At 68.0% G+C, this 16,445-nt stretch carries 30 protein-coding genes; 1 reads left to right on the top strand and 29 read right to left on the bottom strand.

The window, feature by feature from the left end; genetic code table 11:
• Positions 1–52 precede the first annotated feature (52 nt).
• From L0D18_RS09070 to L0D18_RS12015, 29 genes are all read right to left on the bottom strand, one after another.
• Positions 53–226 (bottom strand): hypothetical protein, encoded by a 174-nt coding sequence (locus tag L0D18_RS09070; protein ID WP_243028561.1) that lies wholly within the window; start codon positions 224–226, stop codon positions 53–55.
• Complete coding sequence (locus L0D18_RS09065; RefSeq protein ID WP_243028560.1) at positions 223–618, bottom strand: hypothetical protein; 396 nt, start codon at positions 616–618, stop codon at positions 223–225. The genes L0D18_RS09070 and L0D18_RS09065 overlap by 4 nt, the downstream gene beginning before the upstream one ends.
• Positions 618–1,088 (bottom strand): phage virion morphogenesis protein, encoded by a 471-nt coding sequence (locus L0D18_RS09060; RefSeq protein WP_243028559.1) that lies wholly within the window; start codon positions 1,086–1,088, stop codon positions 618–620. Before L0D18_RS09060 ends, L0D18_RS09065 begins: the two co-directional genes overlap by 1 nt.
• Positions 1,085–1,333 (bottom strand): hypothetical protein, encoded by a 249-nt coding sequence (locus L0D18_RS09055; protein ID WP_243028558.1) that lies wholly within the window; start codon positions 1,331–1,333, stop codon positions 1,085–1,087. The genes L0D18_RS09060 and L0D18_RS09055 overlap by 4 nt, the downstream gene beginning before the upstream one ends.
• 53 nt (positions 1,334–1,386) lie before the next feature.
• On the bottom strand, positions 1,387–1,776 hold the full coding sequence (locus L0D18_RS09050; RefSeq protein ID WP_243028557.1) for a hypothetical protein: 390 nt from the start codon (positions 1,774–1,776) through the stop codon (positions 1,387–1,389).
• A 3-nt stretch (positions 1,777–1,779) separates the two neighbouring features.
• On the bottom strand, positions 1,780–1,947 hold the full coding sequence (locus L0D18_RS09045) for a hypothetical protein (protein WP_243028556.1): 168 nt from the start codon (positions 1,945–1,947) through the stop codon (positions 1,780–1,782).
• A 1-nt stretch (position 1,948) separates the two neighbouring features.
• Positions 1,949–2,842 (bottom strand): phage major capsid protein, encoded by an 894-nt coding sequence (locus L0D18_RS09040; protein WP_243028555.1) that lies wholly within the window; start codon positions 2,840–2,842, stop codon positions 1,949–1,951.
• 10 nt (positions 2,843–2,852) lie between these two features.
• Positions 2,853–3,446, bottom strand: a complete 594-nt coding sequence (locus tag L0D18_RS09035) for a hypothetical protein (protein ID WP_243028554.1) — start codon at positions 3,444–3,446, stop codon at positions 2,853–2,855.
• A 136-nt stretch (positions 3,447–3,582) separates the two neighbouring features.
• Positions 3,583–4,242 carry a hypothetical protein gene (locus tag L0D18_RS09030; RefSeq protein ID WP_243028553.1) on the bottom strand — a complete coding sequence of 220 codons (660 nt, stop codon included), beginning with the start codon at positions 4,240–4,242 and terminating at the stop codon, positions 3,583–3,585.
• Positions 4,239–4,424, bottom strand: coding sequence for a hypothetical protein (locus tag L0D18_RS09025; RefSeq protein WP_243028552.1), 186 nt, complete (start codon positions 4,422–4,424; stop codon positions 4,239–4,241). The genes L0D18_RS09030 and L0D18_RS09025 overlap by 4 nt, the downstream gene beginning before the upstream one ends.
• Positions 4,421–5,680: a phage portal protein gene (locus L0D18_RS09020; RefSeq protein WP_243028551.1), complete on the bottom strand. Its 1,260-nt coding sequence runs from the start codon at positions 5,678–5,680 to the stop codon at positions 4,421–4,423. The genes L0D18_RS09025 and L0D18_RS09020 overlap by 4 nt, the downstream gene beginning before the upstream one ends.
• A 70-nt stretch (positions 5,681–5,750) precedes the next feature.
• A complete protein-coding gene (locus tag L0D18_RS09015; protein ID WP_243028550.1) occupies positions 5,751–7,022 on the bottom strand; it encodes a terminase large subunit domain-containing protein in 1,272 nt (423 codons plus the stop codon).
• Entirely contained in the window at positions 7,006–7,359 is a 354-nt protein-coding gene (locus L0D18_RS09010; protein ID WP_243028549.1) for a hypothetical protein, read from the bottom strand. Before L0D18_RS09010 ends, L0D18_RS09015 begins: the two co-directional genes overlap by 17 nt.
• Positions 7,360–7,501: 142 nt before the next feature.
• Positions 7,502–8,065 (bottom strand): hypothetical protein, encoded by a 564-nt coding sequence (locus tag L0D18_RS09005; RefSeq protein ID WP_243028548.1) that lies wholly within the window; start codon positions 8,063–8,065, stop codon positions 7,502–7,504.
• A complete protein-coding gene (locus tag L0D18_RS09000; protein WP_243028547.1) occupies positions 8,065–8,277 on the bottom strand; it encodes a hypothetical protein in 213 nt (70 codons plus the stop codon). The genes L0D18_RS09005 and L0D18_RS09000 overlap by 1 nt, the downstream gene beginning before the upstream one ends.
• A gap of 14 nt (positions 8,278–8,291) precedes the next feature.
• Complete coding sequence (locus tag L0D18_RS08995) at positions 8,292–8,534, bottom strand: hypothetical protein (protein ID WP_243028546.1); 243 nt, start codon at positions 8,532–8,534, stop codon at positions 8,292–8,294.
• A gap of 205 nt (positions 8,535–8,739) precedes the next feature.
• The gene (locus L0D18_RS08990; protein ID WP_243028545.1) at positions 8,740–9,093 is read right to left on the bottom strand and encodes a RusA family crossover junction endodeoxyribonuclease; all 354 of its coding nucleotides are present in this window, start codon (positions 9,091–9,093) and stop codon (positions 8,740–8,742) included.
• A complete protein-coding gene (locus L0D18_RS08985; protein ID WP_243028544.1) occupies positions 9,090–9,608 on the bottom strand; it encodes a hypothetical protein in 519 nt (172 codons plus the stop codon). The genes L0D18_RS08990 and L0D18_RS08985 overlap by 4 nt, the downstream gene beginning before the upstream one ends.
• Positions 9,605–9,790, bottom strand: a complete 186-nt coding sequence (locus tag L0D18_RS08980) for a hypothetical protein (protein ID WP_126187915.1) — start codon at positions 9,788–9,790, stop codon at positions 9,605–9,607. Before L0D18_RS08980 ends, L0D18_RS08985 begins: the two co-directional genes overlap by 4 nt.
• Positions 9,787–10,038: a hypothetical protein gene (locus tag L0D18_RS08975; RefSeq protein WP_243028543.1), complete on the bottom strand. Its 252-nt coding sequence runs from the start codon at positions 10,036–10,038 to the stop codon at positions 9,787–9,789. Before L0D18_RS08975 ends, L0D18_RS08980 begins: the two co-directional genes overlap by 4 nt.
• 43 nt (positions 10,039–10,081) lie before the next feature.
• On the bottom strand, positions 10,082–10,762 hold the full coding sequence (locus L0D18_RS08970; protein WP_243028542.1) for a hypothetical protein: 681 nt from the start codon (positions 10,760–10,762) through the stop codon (positions 10,082–10,084).
• A complete protein-coding gene (locus tag L0D18_RS08965; RefSeq protein ID WP_243028541.1) occupies positions 10,756–12,384 on the bottom strand; it encodes an ATP-dependent helicase in 1,629 nt (542 codons plus the stop codon). The genes L0D18_RS08970 and L0D18_RS08965 overlap by 7 nt, the downstream gene beginning before the upstream one ends.
• Complete coding sequence (locus L0D18_RS08960) at positions 12,362–13,264, bottom strand: hypothetical protein (RefSeq protein WP_243028540.1); 903 nt, start codon at positions 13,262–13,264, stop codon at positions 12,362–12,364. Before L0D18_RS08960 ends, L0D18_RS08965 begins: the two co-directional genes overlap by 23 nt.
• A gap of 47 nt (positions 13,265–13,311) precedes the next feature.
• Positions 13,312–13,938 carry a hypothetical protein gene (locus L0D18_RS08955; protein ID WP_243028539.1) on the bottom strand — a complete coding sequence of 209 codons (627 nt, stop codon included), beginning with the start codon at positions 13,936–13,938 and terminating at the stop codon, positions 13,312–13,314.
• A gap of 8 nt (positions 13,939–13,946) precedes the next feature.
• Positions 13,947–14,522 carry a hypothetical protein gene (locus L0D18_RS08950; RefSeq protein ID WP_243028538.1) on the bottom strand — a complete coding sequence of 192 codons (576 nt, stop codon included), beginning with the start codon at positions 14,520–14,522 and terminating at the stop codon, positions 13,947–13,949.
• Between the two features lie 3 nt (positions 14,523–14,525).
• The gene (locus tag L0D18_RS08945; RefSeq protein WP_243028537.1) at positions 14,526–14,903 is read right to left on the bottom strand and encodes a DnaJ-like cysteine-rich domain-containing protein; all 378 of its coding nucleotides are present in this window, start codon (positions 14,901–14,903) and stop codon (positions 14,526–14,528) included.
• Complete coding sequence (locus L0D18_RS08940) at positions 14,896–15,204, bottom strand: hypothetical protein (RefSeq protein WP_243028536.1); 309 nt, start codon at positions 15,202–15,204, stop codon at positions 14,896–14,898. Before L0D18_RS08940 ends, L0D18_RS08945 begins: the two co-directional genes overlap by 8 nt.
• Positions 15,205–15,212: 8 nt before the next feature.
• Positions 15,213–15,473, bottom strand: coding sequence for a helix-turn-helix domain-containing protein (locus tag L0D18_RS08935; protein WP_243028535.1), 261 nt, complete (start codon positions 15,471–15,473; stop codon positions 15,213–15,215).
• A complete protein-coding gene (locus tag L0D18_RS12015; protein WP_423247900.1) occupies positions 15,466–15,693 on the bottom strand; it encodes a helix-turn-helix transcriptional regulator in 228 nt (75 codons plus the stop codon). The genes L0D18_RS08935 and L0D18_RS12015 overlap by 8 nt, the downstream gene beginning before the upstream one ends.
• 113 nt (positions 15,694–15,806) lie before the next feature.
• On the opposite strand from L0D18_RS12015, the gene L0D18_RS08930 reads away from it, so the two are divergent.
• The gene (locus L0D18_RS08930) at positions 15,807–16,436 is read left to right on the top strand and encodes a S24 family peptidase (RefSeq protein ID WP_243028534.1); all 630 of its coding nucleotides are present in this window, start codon (positions 15,807–15,809) and stop codon (positions 16,434–16,436) included.
• The last annotated feature ends 9 nt before the right edge of the window (positions 16,437–16,445 follow it).

Below are 16,445 nucleotides of genomic sequence, written 5' to 3'. Positions count from 1 at the left end.
CTTTGCGTAAACATGTACGTTCGTTGCTCCAAGGATGGGCATCTTCTACCTCCTAGTTCTTCTTCTCCTTCTGCTTCTCCTTCTCCTTCTGACCTTCTGCCGGTTCCAACCAGTCCTCGTAACGGCGGTAAATCTCTTCCGGGACCTCGTACTCCTGCCCGGCGTACAGGGTCCGGTAGAGCTCCCGCACGTACACGCTCCAGGTATTGCGCACCTTCACCTTCACATAGACCTCCTCACGGCCAAACTCACCTCCACCCGCCACGCCATTGCCCCCTCCTCGACGGGCACCGGGGGGGATACTGCCCCCCCATCCACGCTCTCCACCGCCACCTCGGGTAGAGCCAGCCCCATGAGGGCCAGGAAAACCTGGTCCCGGGCGTTGCCCACTTGGGCGTAGGTGACCCCGCTAATGGGGGCCAGGAGGACGACCTGCAGGGTTTCGAGGAGGGCGTAGCCGTCGTACCCGTGCGTGGTCAGCCGGGCGGGGCCCAGGAGCACGTACGCGGTCGGAACGGTGGGCACGCCGCGGCTTTCGGGGCTCTGGGCGATAGTCCAGCCCGGGAGGGCCACCTCGAGGGCTTGGCGGACGGATTGCAGGAGGGCTTCCGCGGTCATCAGAGTTGCCTCCGGATCTCAGCGATGACCTCGTCCACGTACTCCGGCCAGTGGGCGGCGGCGTCCTGCCCCGCCGGACCAAGGAAGGGGCGCGGAGGGATGACCACCTGGCGGGCGCGCACCCAGGGGCCGGTGGGGGCAGAGGTGTCGGAGAAGTTCCAGAGCCGGAAGACGAGGTAGGGGCCGCGCTTGGGCCGGATGGTGGCCCCGTACTCGTGGACGCGGGCATAGACCACGTCCGAGTAGACCCGCTGCTCGCCGTAGCTTCCGGGGGACCACTGCTTGTAGGGGCCCTTTTTGATGCTCTTGCGCAGCCGCCCCGTGCGGGGGATGAGCCCCGGGCGGCCCAGACTGACGTTCTCCTGGGCGCGCCGGACCACGTCATCCACGAGCCGCCGGAAAGCCCCGTTTACCGCGGCCACGAGGTTTTCGCGGATGCTGAAGAGGGGGTCCAAAGAATCGGGCATCATGCCTCCTTAGCCAGCTCGGCCAGGAGCCCCGCCGGGGTGAGATGGACCCGCACCACCCGGTAGCGGGAGCCATCTGCCCCCTGGAGGACGTCCTGGACCTCGAGGGGGTCCACGGTCAAAAGCCGCATGGTCGGGGCCAGCCCCATCATGGCGTCCACTAGACCGGGGCGGGGCTCGGACAGGTAGCCGTGGACCTCCCCCACCTGGGAGTTGCCCGCATAACGCACAAGACGCACAGGGGCCAACAGGAACCTCCACGAAGGGAGCGCGGGGATAACCCCGTACTGCACATAGCCCATCAGAACCTTGGGGCCAGTTCAGCCGGGCGGACGCCGGTCAGGTCAGCGATGAGGTCGTCGATCCAGCGCCCTTCCGCCCGAATGGCCGCGGCCACGGCGTTGGGGTCGGGGTAATCCTGGGACACTCCGGCCAGGGCCAGGGCCCGTAGCCGGGTGGGGTCGGAGCGGATGGCCCGGGCCGCGGCTTCGTGGGGGCGGTAGTAGGTGGAGCCGCCCAGCCGGATGGCGGTGGCCTCCAGCCACCCCAGCCACTCCTCGTCCTCCAGACCGCCAGGACGCCAGGCATCCCCCACCGGGACGTCCCGGGCCAGGTTGCGCGCCCACATCAGGGCCCAGGTGGCGCTGGTGGGGTCGTGGGGGCGCAGGAGGGTGGGGTTGTAGGTGCGCATGGGCTACCTCCGGCGGCGGCGCTCCTCCTTCGGGGGCTCCTCCTGGGCGGGGGCGGGGGTGGAGCCCTCCTCCTGGACCTCCTCCAGCCCCAGCTGGCGGATGAGGTCCTGGGGGTAGTCGTCGGGGATGACGGACTCCACCCCGAAGGGGTTCCGCACGCGCTTGGGCATGTTATCCCTTCACCTGGACCATGAGCTCGGGGCGGATGGCGGCCACCCCGTAGAGGATGTCCACGCTGATGGTGTGGCTCTTGGCCAGGACGTCGTAGCGGAGGGTCATCCTGAAGGACAACCCGCCCTCGGGGTCCACCACGACCACGGAGGGCGTCCCGTCCATGGGGGCGGGGAGGGGCCGGGTGACGAGGGCTAAAGCGTCCCGGTGCAGGGCCAGGTTGTAGGTGGTGCTGGGGGTGCCCGTGACCACCGGCACCAGCTGGGACATAGCCACCTGGAAGCCGTACAGGTTGGGCAGGATGCCCTGGCGGATGGCCTCGGGGTTGGCCTGGGCGAAGAAGGGGGCCAAAGAGCTATCCCCCATCAAGCTGATGTGGTCCTTGGGGGACACGATCAGGTAGCGGTCGGTCTGGGGCACCAGGGCGTCGTCCAGGGTCTTCTTCGCCGCCCGCACCGTGGCCGCGGTGATGTCCGTCCCCGCGGTGCCCACGTTGGCGGAAGCCGCGGTGTAGAGGGCGAACAGGTCGCGCTCAATGGCTTCCGCAAGCGCTTGGGCCGCGGCCCCAGTGAGGTCCTCCATGAGGTTGGGGGCGGTCTGGGCTAGAGCCAGGTCGTCCACCTTGATCGGAACGTGTTTGAACTTGTTCAGGACTACCTGCTTGGTGGTTAGGGTGACGTTCTGGGTCCCGGTGTCGCCCACATCAAACGCGGAAAGGGTGACGGGGACGGGGATGTTCACCGTGTCCCCCCGCTGGGCCACGTTGTTGGAGTAGTCCCGGCGCACGATCCGCGCCAGGACGATGTTGGCCCGCAAGCGGGTGAGGATCTCCTGGGCCCAGATCTCCGGGATCCATGCGTCTGCCGTGGTCTTGCTGATGATCTGCAAAGCCATGTTCTACCTCCTACTTGATGAGCCCTTTCGCAAGGGCTTCTAAAATCTCCCGCCGCCGCTTGGCGTACTCCTCCGGGGTCATCTGGGCGATGGCGTCCCGGGTGAGCTGCGGGGTAGCGGGCGGGTTCGCCCCCGCATCCCGTGGAGCCCCACGCGTGCGCAGGAAGGGGTAGCGGCTGAAGAGGGTTTCCAGGTCCACCCGGGCCCCTTCTCCCTCCACCTGCACCAGCCCGTCAGCCCGGGCCAGTTTTAGGGCCGCTTCCGCCGCTGTCTTGTCCCCGAGGGCGGCCACCAGCTCGGCGCGGGCCGCCTCCAGGGCCGCCCGCTCCCGCATGGCGTTGAGAGCGGCTTCCATCTCCTGGATGCGTTCCTCCAAGGACTTCTTCTCCACCCTGCGGCTGGCGGCTTCCTCCCTGGTGCGTTTCAACTCCCGCTCCAGGGCTTCCGCCTTGCGCCGGAGCTCTTCCAGCTCCCGGATGGGGTCCGCCTGGGGCTGGTTCTGACCGCTCTCGCCCTTCACCTGGGGCTCCTGGCCCTGGCTCTGGGCTTGAGCTGCCGCGGCGACCTCCTGGGCCGCCTGTTCCTGCTTGGTTTCCTCGTTCATCTTCCCTCCAAAAAGGAGCCCCCGGTCGGTGCCGGGGGCGATTGCCACGAGGCTCCTGGCCCCGGTGGGCGCTATTTGCGTTTCCTGCTCCTCACCTGGATGGTCTTCTGGCTCCTGCCCTTCTTCAGTGGCATGGCTACCTCCTCAGATCCTTCCATTGGGCGTGCGGGACGTAGATCACGGCGTGCCCGCAGTTCACCCACTCCGCCGGGTCTGGCACGCGGTCCCAGTCGTGGGGGGCGGATACCCGCTTGCCCGCGTTCGGGCCACCGGGGAGGATAAAGAGGCCAGTCTCGGGGAGGGTCTGCCCCTCGAGGGCGGCATGCCAGTCGCGGGGGTGTTTGGCGGGGTACACGCGCACCCAGGTCTTCCACCGGGCGCCGCCTCGCCGCCCGGCCTCCCGCGCTCCCTCTCCCCACCCCCTTCGGGTAGCTACGTCCGCGATGAGCCGGACGTAGAGCCGGGGGTCCAGACGCCCCCCTTCGCCGGAGCCGTAGTGGGCGGACACCCTCGCCACCACGTCCTGGCCGAAGCGGAGGGAGCGCTCGGTCAGGAGCGCCAGGGCGTCCTTCGGGGGGACGCTGGGGATGTCCAGCCATGCGGAGTGCGTGGCCCACGCCGCCACCTGAGCGTCCAGGTGGCCCTTCGCCGCCCACCGGAGGAGGAGCGCCCTCAGCCGGGCGTACTCCCCGCGCCCCAGCATGGCGAGGTACTCGTGGAGCGCCTTCCGCATGGCCGCACCCTCAGACTTGCGGATGAGCCGGTCCAGGAGGGCTCCGAGTTTGTCCAGGGTCATGCCCGTAGCCCCTCTTTGAGCGGCGTGTAGGTGATGAGCCTAAACCACCGCCCCCTAATCCAGCGGATGTGGAACCGCGAAAGCAGATAGCGGCGGCGAAGCTTCCATTTGAGCGGCATCTTGCGCTTGCCAGCGCGAGCGCGCTGGTTGAACTCACGCACGATGCGCACCCTCTCGGTCATTCACCACCCCCACCGAGGAGGTTCGCCACCTGGCTCGGAGTGACTATGGACTCCTGACGCTCCAGCCACTCGGCTAGCTCCTCATCCGACCAGGTAGGAAGGTACGGCTGGATCTCCCTGGCGGCCACCCGCAGGGGGATGAGCCCGTCCCGGTACAGAGCAGCCACCACCTGGATACGGTCGGCGGCCTCGAGGTCCCTGGGGGGGAGGACCGCCACCGGTACGGGTTCAGCGCCCACCACGGCAGCGTAGTCGGTCACGAGGTCGGTCATGAGCCCCTCCACCAGGTTCCGAAGTAGCCCCGTGAGCTGCCTAAATCTAAGGTTCGCCTCCCGGAGCGCCTCGCCGGAAGGGGGCTGGGCTCCCATGATGGCTCCTGGGAGAGAGAGGGCGTCCCGCAGCCGCTCCAGTTTGAGCCGGAGCTGCTCCCGGAGCTCTCCGAGGTTGCCGGGTTGCGCCCACGTGAACTGGCCCCGGATAGGAAGACCGGGGCCGACCGCCTGCACGTCGGTATCCGGCCCGAAGATCGGCACGGGATACCCGGCTAGCTCCTCTGCCCGGGCCAGCATGAGCTCAGACGCCATGATGTCCCGGAGCATGGGGAGCGCCCAGAGGATGAGGGACTGGGGCGTTCCGTCCGGGTCCAGCGCCCACACCCGCATCCTGGGCCGGACGCCGGGGATTTCCGCTGAGGGGGGGCGGGTGGAGAAAGACACAGGGTCCGGCAGGTCCCGCCACTCCTGGGCCACCGCACCCTCGAGGTCCCACCACCGCACCCAGTACCGCAAGCCCCTCCCCACGTCCAGGTAGCTCTGCACCTGGTACAGGGCCACCAGGATGTCCGCGTCCTGGCCGTCCTGGATGGGCTGCAGGTAGCCGGTGATGCGCCCGATGCGCACCTGGCCGTCCTCCCGCTCGTACACGTACCCGGCGGCCACCCCCTGGACCAGGAGGTCCTCGGTGAGGGCTCGGGCCAGTTTGGTGAGGTCCAGGGCCTCGAGGGCGCGGTCCACCCTCCGGCTCTCCCCGCCCCAGGTCACGGAGCCCACCACGCCGCCCACCAGGGTGGACACGATGCGGGGGCCGATGGCGGCCACGCGCCGGAGGGCGCGGTGCCACGCGGCGGTGGCCTCCTGCCCCACCGGGTGAGGGAGGATTTCACCGGGGGCGGGGGACCAGGTGCCGGCGGCCCACGCCATGGCCTCATCCAGGGCGCGAATCTCCGCTGTCAAGTTAGCCAGGCGGGCACGCAGCACGCCCTCCTGGATGGGGGATAGCGTCATGTTGGGCTACTCTAGCTACAGAATAGCACAAACTGCGGAAAACTCAACGGGATGCATAGCGCAACTGCTCCTCGTAGGTGAGCCCGACCTTCGTGTGGTTCATGAGGTGCGTCACGGCCCACACCAATGCGTCCATGCGGTCCGGGCTGACGGGGTCGCCGGGCACCCATCCGGTCAGCTGCGTTTCTAGCTCACGCAGGACGCCCACGTGGTGGACCCGCCCCTGCTCGTAGAGAAGAGCCACAGGCTCAGCCCGCACCGCCTTACCCCTGGTGGCGGTTACCACCCGGAGGGGAAGGTCCATGTTAGCGGCCCGAAATATCGCCTCTACCATATCCCCGCCCTGGTTCTTCTCGGCCACTATCACGTCTGCCTGGTGGGCGTGGTATGCGTGCAGCACGCGGGCCCTCCACTCCTCCGGGCTACCGCGCAAGGAATAGTCGCCAAGGACGTAGTAGTGTCCATCTGCCCCCAGCCCCGCCACAACAATGCCGGTTTCCGCCGACCCCTCGGCCATGGAAGCGGCGGGGTCCACGCCCACGACCACCCGCACCAGATCCGTCGGGGGGGCTTCGACACGGAACGCTGGGCGCTCGAACCACTCCCAGCGCCATAGAGCGCCCTGGCGCTCTTCCACGAACTCGGCCAGGTACTCCTGGGCAAACATCCGCTCGCCCACCCGCAGACGTTCCGCCTGCAAAAACTCCGGGCTAAACCGGGGCACTTCCTCAGCGGACACCCGCACCCGGTGCCAGTGATCTCCCCCCTCGTGCCATTCCCGCCAAAACCAGCCCCGTTTGCCCGCCGGGGTGGAGATGGCGAGAACCCGCCCCCTGGTGACGGCCAGCATAGGGCGCACGGCCACGTAAAGGTCGTCAGGGATGTACGCCGCTTCATCCAGCACCACCATAACCGCGGTGTACCCCCGGATGCCCTCGGGGTGGGCGGGGAGGGCGATGACCCTCCCACCGCCCTCCATCTCCAGGTAGGTGCGGCCCTCGGCCTCCAGGGGCAACCCCGCCAGCGCGGCCATTTTGCGAACCCGGAGCACTAACTCTGTAGACTGGCGCTCGGTGGGGGCCACCACCAGCACCGTACCCCCGGCGGACACCGCCCGATGAAGGGCGAGGGCGGCGGCTGCCGTGGACTTCCCTGCCTGGCGGGACGCCAGGACGAGGGTGTCCCGGTTCACGGCCATCACCTCCCGCTGCCATGGGTCGGGGGCGATGCCCATGAGCCCGAGGTAGTAGCCGGGGTGGGCCTCTCTGCCCACCCCTATGTCCCACCACACGGGGGGGTCATTCTTGCCGGGCACGGGCCACCTCCGCTAGGGCAAGGGCGATGCGCTCACGCACCTCCGGCGGGGCGTCCAGCACCGCCCGTTTGAGGGCTTCGAGGGCGGCCACGGGGACCATGACCATGCCCCCCACCTGGACCTGCACCCCAACCCCCACCTGCACCTTGCCGTCCTGGAGCTTGCCCAACAGTTTCGCTTCAAGCTCCAGCGATTTCAGGGCGGAACTGATGAGGGCGGCCACGGAGTTGTACCTCCGCTCCTTGCGCGCTCCCTCCAAGGTCTCCCTGGCGATGCGGTTTAGCTCACGGATGCGGGCCACAAGGTCATCGGCTAGCTCCTCCTCGTGCTTCTGCAAAAGGGGCGTAATATGGGCGCGGTGGCGGCGTAGTGATGCTTCCGAAATACCGTCGTACTGCGACGCTATACGACGAAACGAATCGCCCTGTAGAATCGCTTGTTCGATTTCAGCACGATAGGGGTGGGCACAGACGGTGCACCTACGGGGCACGAGCCACCTCGGTTTCAGCGTAGCCCAATGCCATGACTAGAGCCACTATCGCTTCTCCTATGCGTCTAGCCTCGGCGTTCCGATAGTAGCCCCGGTCCAGGAGCGTTCTCCTCCTCTCCTGGCCGCGCACGATGCGCAGGAGAAGGTCGGCGTGGGGGCTCTCCCGGATGGCGGCCATCACGCGGGAGGACGGCATCCACCCGATGGGGAGGAGGATCATCTCCGTGGCCTGGCGGTACGCCCACTCCCCGATGATGGGGCGGGGTGGGGTGGGGTCCAGGTGGGCGAAGTGCCACCGCACCAGCTCCGCTCGTATCCCGGTGGCCTGAGCGATCTCCCGCACCAGGGGGCGGGTGTCCTGGGCGTCCAGCATGGCCTGGGCGATGAGGGTGTCCCACCGGTCCCGGTCCACCCGCCGGCACATGGGGCACCTGGGCCAGTAAGCCGCCGGCGCTCCTCTGGGGGCCGGGGGGCGGTGGCGGGGGACGCCGACCTCCCGAGTGCGCCACTCCCGCAGGGCCCGGTACCAGCGCTCCACCTCGAGGGGGTCCACTACTGCACCTCCGGCGGGACCAGGAGGTAGACCACATGGCCGTCCCGCGCGCCCCAGTACGCCCGCCAGCCCGTGGGGTAGTGGATCACGTGCTCCATGCGCACCGCCCCCGTTTCCGTGGGCACGGGCATGGGGCGGGGGGCATTGCCCCCCCACGCGATGGGGCCAATGGGCCGCAAACGGCGCTCCACATCCCGCATAAGTTCGGTCATAATCCCTTCCATAGCTACCTCCTAGCCCGGCCCGCTTCCAGCTCGATAACCGCCAGGGCGCGGGCCATGCGCTCCTCCCTTTCCCGGTACGCCCGCTCCCGGGCCAGGGCGGACTCCAGGGCGGCTTTAGCCCTCTTCCCTTCCTCCAGGGCCGCGCGGACCACCCCGGCCAAAGTGTCCGCCCGCCAGTAATCCGCTGGCGAGGCGTGGTAGCCGATAATCTCCATCAGCTGGGCCAAAGCTTCTTTAGCCGTCATCCTTCCTCTTCCCCCACCACGGCACCCCCCTGGCCCTCCGGGGACGCCGGGCGGGGATGCGCCCCTGTTGCTCCCGCTGGGGTGGGGCGGGTTCGGACCGCTCCCGGGGTGCGGGGGCAAAGGGGAGCCCCAAGACATGGGGCGCCCCGTGGGTTAGGGGCCGGGGCCACGCCCCGATTGGGCCAGTACCTCACGCCGAAAGGCGTCAAGGGTCTATCACCTCCAGGTAGAGCTCCACCATTCCGCCCGGCTCTGGTCTGCGGCGGATAAGGTGGATCTCAGCCACCTGACTATCGTCTTTCAGGATGCCCCCATGCACCAGGGCGTCCAGAATGGCCTTCAGGATGTTGTCCAAATCGCGCTTCCGGCGATCTGGGGGGTAGGCGAACACAAACACGGCCACTTCCCGCGTGATGCGCCCACGCCCGTTCCTGGCTGCCCGCAGCCGCCAGGACGCCTCTTCCCGCCAGGCCCGGGCCCGAGGGGACAGGTAGCGGCTATTCCCCCTGGCCGCCCAGTAGTGGTTAACCGAGGGGGGCCAGGGCAGCGAAACCTTCACTCTACGACCTCCAGGATGAAGCGCTTCCCAGACTCTGGACGCTCCCCGTAGCGGGGAAGCCGCACATGAATCCGTTTGGCCCCGCACGGGCACATGTAGATGTCCGGGGTGGCGGTTTTGGGCACCCGGATGGTGCCCTGGCACCCCTCGGCGGGGCAGGCGTGGCGCTCGAAGTACCCCAGGGCCTCGAGGGCTTCCGGGCCCAGCTCCAAGATGGCCGAGCGCACCAAGCGCCCCTCCACAACCTTGGTCGGCCCGGCGTACACGCTCACCCCCTCGCCGATGGTGAGCTTGTCCAGGGGCCAGGGAAGAACGGTCGTGGCAAGCTCGGCTTCCAGCTTGTGGTCCTTGCCGATGTCTTCCCAGTCGTCGTGCCCTGCCCGCTCCAGGGCGGCGAGCAGGTCGGACATGCGGGGGGCAAGCCAATCCTGGGTGAAGGTAGACCCAAACACCTCCCAGCCCATCCCCCCGTCTATCAGGGCCACGTAGCGGCAGTACTTCAGAGTGCGGCTCATACCCCCCTCCACACCAGCGCCACCAGCACGCCCACCAGTCCCGCAAGGGCGGCCAGACCGAGGATGCCCACACTGGCCCCTTCGGGAAGCTCCTCCCCCCGCCGGGAAAGGTAGAGCAGGAGGAGCCCCAGGGCCAGGTAGGAGGTCAGGACGTAGACGAGTACCAGCTGAAGCAAGCTCATCTCGCCAGCTCCTTTATCACGCGCAGGAGCACATCCCGCACGTCCAGCACCACGCCTTCCCACCAGGCCAGGTATGCCTGGGCCAAAGGCACCGAGTAGCCGCGCCGGAGGGCGTCCCGGATGGCCCGCTCTACCGCATCCACCCGGCTCACCCCCTGGCCGTAGCCGACCATGCGCCCCTCCTGGAGGACCACGGCCTCCCAGGTCCCGGTCTCTAGGCAGAGGGCCACCACCACCACCTCCCCCACGGCCCACCTCCAGCGCTACCTCCCAGTCCCGCTGGGCGTCCCCTCACGCCGCCTCCTTCCAAACGAGTCCGAGCCGCTTCCCGTTCCGGGCGAACCACGCCACCCAGGGGCGGAGGTCCACCCACGGGTCCAGCTCGTCCTGGCCTTCGGCCTCAGGGTTCTTCTTGGCGAGCTCCACCAGCCAGGCCCGCCAGGCCCATAGCTCCGCCTCCTGGCCCATGCGGCGAAGCTCCTCGCGCCAGGCCTCGTCCTCCCAGCGCATCCGGAAGCGGTGGGCCTCCATAGCCTTGTACGCCTCCACCCACCGCTCCAGGGCCCGTTCCCGGAGCTCCCGCCCCTTCCCGCTCGCCACGGCGGCCTGGACCTTAGGCCAGTCGTCCCCGAGCCCCCGGAGGACGAAGCCGTTCAGCGCGTCCGCCAGGAGGCACCACATGGTGTAGGCGAGCCAGGCGGGGGCGCCGTCCTCCTCTGCTTCCGTCTCCAGCTTCGCCTCGTAGGCCAGGGCAAACTCCAGCCTGGCCTCCATGGCCTCGTCCAGGCGGGCCTCGTCCCGGAGGAGGGCGAGGATGGCCCCCTTCAAAACCGGGATGACCTCCCCGTACTCCTGGCGGAACGCCGCCCGAACTTCTTCGGGCCCCTCGAGGCCGAGGCGCCCGTCCTGCTCCACGAAGCGGAGCCCCCTCGCTTCGGCCTCCCGGATGACCTCCAGCGCCTTCCTCACCATACGTCCACCTCCACCTCTTCCCTCACGGCGGGCCAGGGGTAGGCGTGCGGGGCCTTCCCCTGGTCCATGAGCACGAGCCCCTTCCTCGCCCGGGTGGCGGCCACGTAGAAGAGCCTGTGTAGCTGGTCCGGGTGCTCCCTAGCCGCCTTTCTCGTGTACCCAGGCCAGACGTACACCCAGTCCGCTTCGCCGCCCTTCACGCTGTGGATCGTTCCGATCCACACCCTAGCCCTGCCCTGGAGGACCGCCTCCGGGCTCTTCAGGGCCACCATGAGGCTCTGGCGCATGGTCTTGGGGGCGTTCCCGAGGAGGTGGTCCAGGAGCCAGGACACGTCCCGCCCCACGGCGTGCGGACGGTGCTCCGGGCGGAAGACGTTCCAGATGGGGTGGTCGTCCCCCACCTTCTCCTCGTCCGGGAAGCTCTCTATGTACCGCCTCGCCTCCTCCCCCTTCACGGCGAAGACCTTGGAGCTCACGTGCTTGGTCCACGCCTTCACGTCCGCCGCGATGCGGTTGGGGAAGAGGAAGCTCCGCGCCTTCTCCCAGGCGCTCCTCGCTCCCTGGGGGAAGAGGTTGAAAGCGTGGCGGTGCGGGGCATAAGGGTTGGCGTAGGGTTCGCCCCGGAGAAGGAGTTCCGCCTTCAGCTCCTCCAGGAGGTACTTGGCCGTGGCGAGGAAGAGAACGCTTTCCCCCCTGTTCACCCGCTCTATGGCGTCCGCCACGGCGTGGTAGGGGGCCTCTGGAGGCACCCAGAGGAGGCGCACCTCTCCCTCGTCCCCACGGGGGGCGTAGCGCTTCGGGGCCCGGTTCTGCGCCCGGCGGATGACGGCCTCCGCCACCCGTTGCACCCTGGCGGGGACGCGGTAGGATTGACCTAGGACAAGCTCGTCTTCCACCGGGACCCCGAGAAACGAGGCCCCGTCCGCCCCCATGAAGCCGTAGATGGCCTGGTCGTCGTCCCCCACCAGGGCGAGCCGAGCCCCTTGGGCCCACTTCTCCACCAGGAGGAGCTGGAGCGGGGTGAGGTCCTGGGCCTCGTCTACCAGGAGGAAGCGCGCTCCGAGGCCGCCGGGCTTCGCCAGGGCCATTTCCAGCATCCCGGGGAAGTCCACAAGCTCCTTAGCGTTCATCCAGGCCTTCCAGGTCTGGAAGAAGGCCCTTTCCTCCTCGCTCCAGGCCGCCATGGGGGCGAGGGTGTTCCGGAGGTAGGCCACCCGGTCGTAGAGCTTGTCCCCGGGGGGCCTCGAGTCCTCGTCCTCGTAGGGGTCCATGACGTCCAGGAGGTCCGCCCCCCTCCCGTCCACCCTCGGGGTCACGCGCCAGGTGTCGGGCACCCGGCGGTTCCAGTCGCTCAGGGCGTCCTTCGTCAGGGCCAGAGGAGGCCTTCCGATGGCCCGGTAGGCCAGGCTGTGGATGGTCCCGAGGTTGTCCTCAGGCACCTGCCCGGCGAGCCTGGAGGCAAACTCGCGGAACGCCGCCCGGGAGAAAGAGCACACGGCGATCTCCTCCCCGGGTACGCCGGAGCGGAGGAGCCGCTCCACCTCGTCCTTGAGCCACGTGGTCTTCCCCGTCCCGGGCGGCCCGTAGACCCGGAGGCGGCTAGAACCAGTCAACCCCTTCATCGCTTAGCACCTCCCCCTCCTCTTCGGTTGAGAAATCTTTCTCCGGTGTTCTAGTCACATAGTCAGATGCCTGTAGGTATCTGACTAGGCCAGGAACCCCGTTCTGCACGGGCTTTATTGGCTCTCTAGTCACATAGTCAGATGTTGGCGAGTTGTCCGGGGGATTCACTTCTCTGACTATGTGACTAGACCCCTCACTTTCGCCGTTCTGGAGGGCGTTTCTCGCATAGTCAGATGGCTCAACGCTTCCGGTTATCTGACTAGACGAGAAGGTGTTCTCATTAGCCTCTTCCTCGGAGGGCACCCACTCGGGGGGCAGGAGGGAGGCCGGGATGGCCCAGTACCGCCGGCTCCGGTTCGCCCCCGAGTTCCTCCACCGCTGGACCTTCACCGGCTCCGCCCCGTAGCGCCTTAGGAGGAGGGCCATCTCCCTGGGGCGGATGCGGTGCCCCCTCCGGTCTCCCACCCAGGAGGCGAAGTTCGTGGCGTTTATGGCGAGGTCGCCCTTCCAGTAGAGGGGTAACTCCATCCGGAAGTGGCTCTCCCAGGCTTGGGGGTCGTCCTCCCGGGCCGGTGAGCGTTCATCCAGGTAGGCCTCTAACCAAGCCCGGAGAAGGTCCAACTCCTCCGCCTCGGGGGCGTCCACGTCCTCCGAGGCATCCATGATGGCCTGGGCCATGTCGTCCCAGTAGCGCTGGTCCAGCCAGCGGGGGAGCACTTTTAGGACCTCCGCCACCCGCACCCGCACCTTCCGCTGGCTCGCCAGGCTCTCCACGCTCCCGATGTCCACCTTCTGCCCGCCTCCCAGGACGAGGACGTACTGGCGGGGGGTGCTCTGGATGCAGAGGACGCGCTCCACCCCCGGGATCCACTCCTGCACCCTGCTCAGGGCTTCCTCCCGGCTCAAGCGGGGCGGAGGGGCGAGGCTCACACTCTCCACGGCGGCACCACCCCCTTCCTGGGCTTGAGGCCGAGCAGGCGCTCAGGGCGCGGGGCGGGCTTCCGCTTCCCGGCCTCGAGGCCCGACCGGACCGTCCCCTCCACCTCGGCGCGCTCGGAGGGCTGGAAGACCTTCTCGGCCTCCCCGAAAATGAGCGCCCTCGCCTCCTCCTCGGTGATGAGCCCACCACCCACCAGCCGCCCGAGCTGGTAGGCCATGCGGTTCAGGGCGTTGTTGCGGTTCCCCGGCGTGGCCTCGCGGGCGAACTCGTTGACGATGCGAGCCAGGGCCGCCTCGGCGTAGCGGCGGATGTGGTAGCCGGGCTCGTCCTCCCGGACGTGGTTGGCGGCGTAGCCCCGGACGAGCCCCTTCCTGAGGGCTTCGGGGCCGTGGTGCGCCACGAGGTTCACATCGTAGACGTCCAGGAGGAATCCGGTCCCCTTCTCGGGGTGCCACGCCGCCAGGAGGACGCCGAACTCCAGCAGGGCGGCGTGCGCTTCCACCTCGTACCCCTCCGCCTCGAGGGCGACCCTGGCCCACCGCACCGCCGTGGGGGAGAAGGAGTAGTAGCGCCACTCCTCCGGGGTCGGGTCGTACAGGGCGCGGTGGGCCATGGCTCCTCCTACCAGAGGTCTTCAACCGCCTTCTGGGCCGCCTTCTGAGCCCGCTTCCTCGGAACCGGGGCGTACTGGATGATGTTGGTCACCACCCGGTCCCCCTTCTCCTTCGTGGCGATGGTGAGGAGCACGGGCCTGCCGGGGGCGGTGATCTCCTCCTCGCCCATGCGAATCACCACCCCTTTCACCGGTTCCTGCCCCTCTGTGAAGAAGAGAGGTAAGCGCTTCAGGTCCTCCGGTCTGTTCACCCCGGGAATGTCCATGTCCAGGAGGCTCGCGTCCTGAGGCCCGACCGCCCGGCCCCAGAGGGCCCCCACCACCTGCCAAAACTTGGACTTCTCGTTGTAGAGGAGCCCGTAGGAGCCATCGGGGGTTCTACCGATGGAGGGGATGTTGACGAGACCGGAGAGGCGCCCCTCGTCGTCCTCAAAGAGGAAGCGCAGGGCGGGCTTGGGCTCCTCGCTGAACTGGCTCGCCATGAGCCCCGCCTGCACCTCTACAAGCTGGAACTCGTAAGTCCCAGGCTCCCTAACCGCCTGCTCGCCGCTCCTTTCCGCGACCATCCCTTTAAAGATCCCCATGATCTACCTCCTTTGGCCTTCTTCGGCCATTGGGAACGGGGTTTCCTCCCCGTAGTCCCCTGCGTCAACGGGGAAGGGCACCAGGCCTTCCCCCCCGCATGCGTGGCAGTCCTGCCACCACTCGTCCGCGAGGTCCTGGGGGACTTCCCACGAGCGAGCCATGGGATGCGTCCACACCACCCCCTCCCCCCGGCACACGGGGCAGAGGGCCCGGGGGGCCTGGAGGTCCCACAGGAGCTCCCACCAGAGGCCCCAGCCCTCGCGCTCCAGCCGCGTGGCCAGGGCCCTGGCGGCCTCGGGGCGGGACCGCGCGAGGTCCCTGAGACGCCCCACCAGTCCCTCGGAGTTGGCTTGGTACCATGCGGCGCGCCAATCACGCATGGCGCACTCCCTTGAGGGCCCGCCGAAGCTCCGGCAAAGCCATGCGGAGCAAGTAGATTTCCCCCCGGGCCTTCGGCCACGCCCAGGCCCAGTAAGGGTCCTCCAGGTACTGCTCGGGCCTAGGGGGGGACTCAATCCAGTCCCCCCAGGCGTACTCCAGCACCCGGAGGCGGTCCTCCAGGCGCTGGAGATAGGCCTCCCAGGACTCCCCGCGCTCCCGAGGGGGAAGGGTTGGGTACTTCTCCAGCACCCGCCGCAGAGCTGTGGTATACTGAACCTGCGCCTGTCTAGTCATTCGCATCACCTCCACTAGGCCAGGGCCTCCACCCTGGCCTTCCTCACGGCCACGTGGCCGTAAAGGACCTGTTCAACGCCACCGCGTTCTAAAAACTCCACGATGGCCGAGTGAGGGACCAGCACCCTCCTCCCCACCCGGGCCACGCGGATCTGCCCCGCCCGGATGAGGTAGCGGAGGGTGCGTTCCCCGATGCCCAGCACTCTGGCCGCCTGGGCGATGTTGTAGGCCACGGGGTGGCCCAGGGGCTGAGGGGTGGTCGTGGGGTTAGGCATGGTGGACCTCCTCTGTCAGCAATACTGCTGACAGCTCGGACACAGAAATACCCAACGCAGTCGCCAGCTTTTTTAGAGTGCTGATGCTGGGGCGACCGCCATTCTCCACATACGCAACGAGCGAGCGGGAGACGCCAGCCTTGGCTGCCAAATCCGCCTGGCTCCAGCGCTTCTCCGCTCGCTTGACCCTAATCAGGGTTGCCAGGTCCGTTGCCGTCATCCTGTCAGCCATGCTAGCACAGCCTGGCCGAATAGTCAACACCCCTGACAGAGTGTTAGCTATGCTAACACCGAGGGGGTGGCAAAGTGGTGGCTACAGAAGAGAAAGCCGCTATGGCTATTCGCAAGCGCATCCGCGAGCTGGGGCTATCACAGCCAAAGGTGAGCCGCATGGTAGGGCGTAGCGCTTCGTGGCTGGCGACCCAGGTCCTCCCTGACCCCGAGAACGCCATCCGCTATCTCTGGGCTAAGGACCCGGAGGCGTTCAACCGGCTTCTCCGGGTCCTCCAATGGACCCCCGAGGAGTTCTCCCGCGAAACCGGCATTCAGCTTCCTGGTGCGGAAATCCCCGGGTCCATCCCCGTGGTGCGGTATCGTATTCCTGTCATAGACGCCGGGGCTGGGCCGCCGATGTGGAACGAGGGCGCGGAATACATCACCCTCCACATCCCCGAGCTCAGGGGCAAGCGGGAGGAAGAGCTCTTCGCCGTGCGGGTCAAGGGAGACTCCATGGAGCCCACGCTTCGGGACGGGGACATCGTGGTCTTCTGGACGGGGGGAGCCCCGGAGCCCGGGCGCATCGTGGCGGTGCACGTGCACTGGGACGGGGTTATCGTCAAGCGCCTCCAGCGCTACAACGGCTCCTGGTACCTCTACTCCGACAACCCGGACCACCCTCCCGTTCCCCTAACCGAGCACGACCGCGTACTCGGGGTGGCGGCCACCCTGGTGCGGAAGATGTAGGAGGTGGGC

The organism is Thermus albus, assembly GCF_022760855.1.
Classification (GTDB): Bacteria; Deinococcota; Deinococci; order Deinococcales; family Thermaceae; genus Thermus; species Thermus albus.
This window is presented reverse-complemented; position numbering and strand designations above follow the sequence as displayed.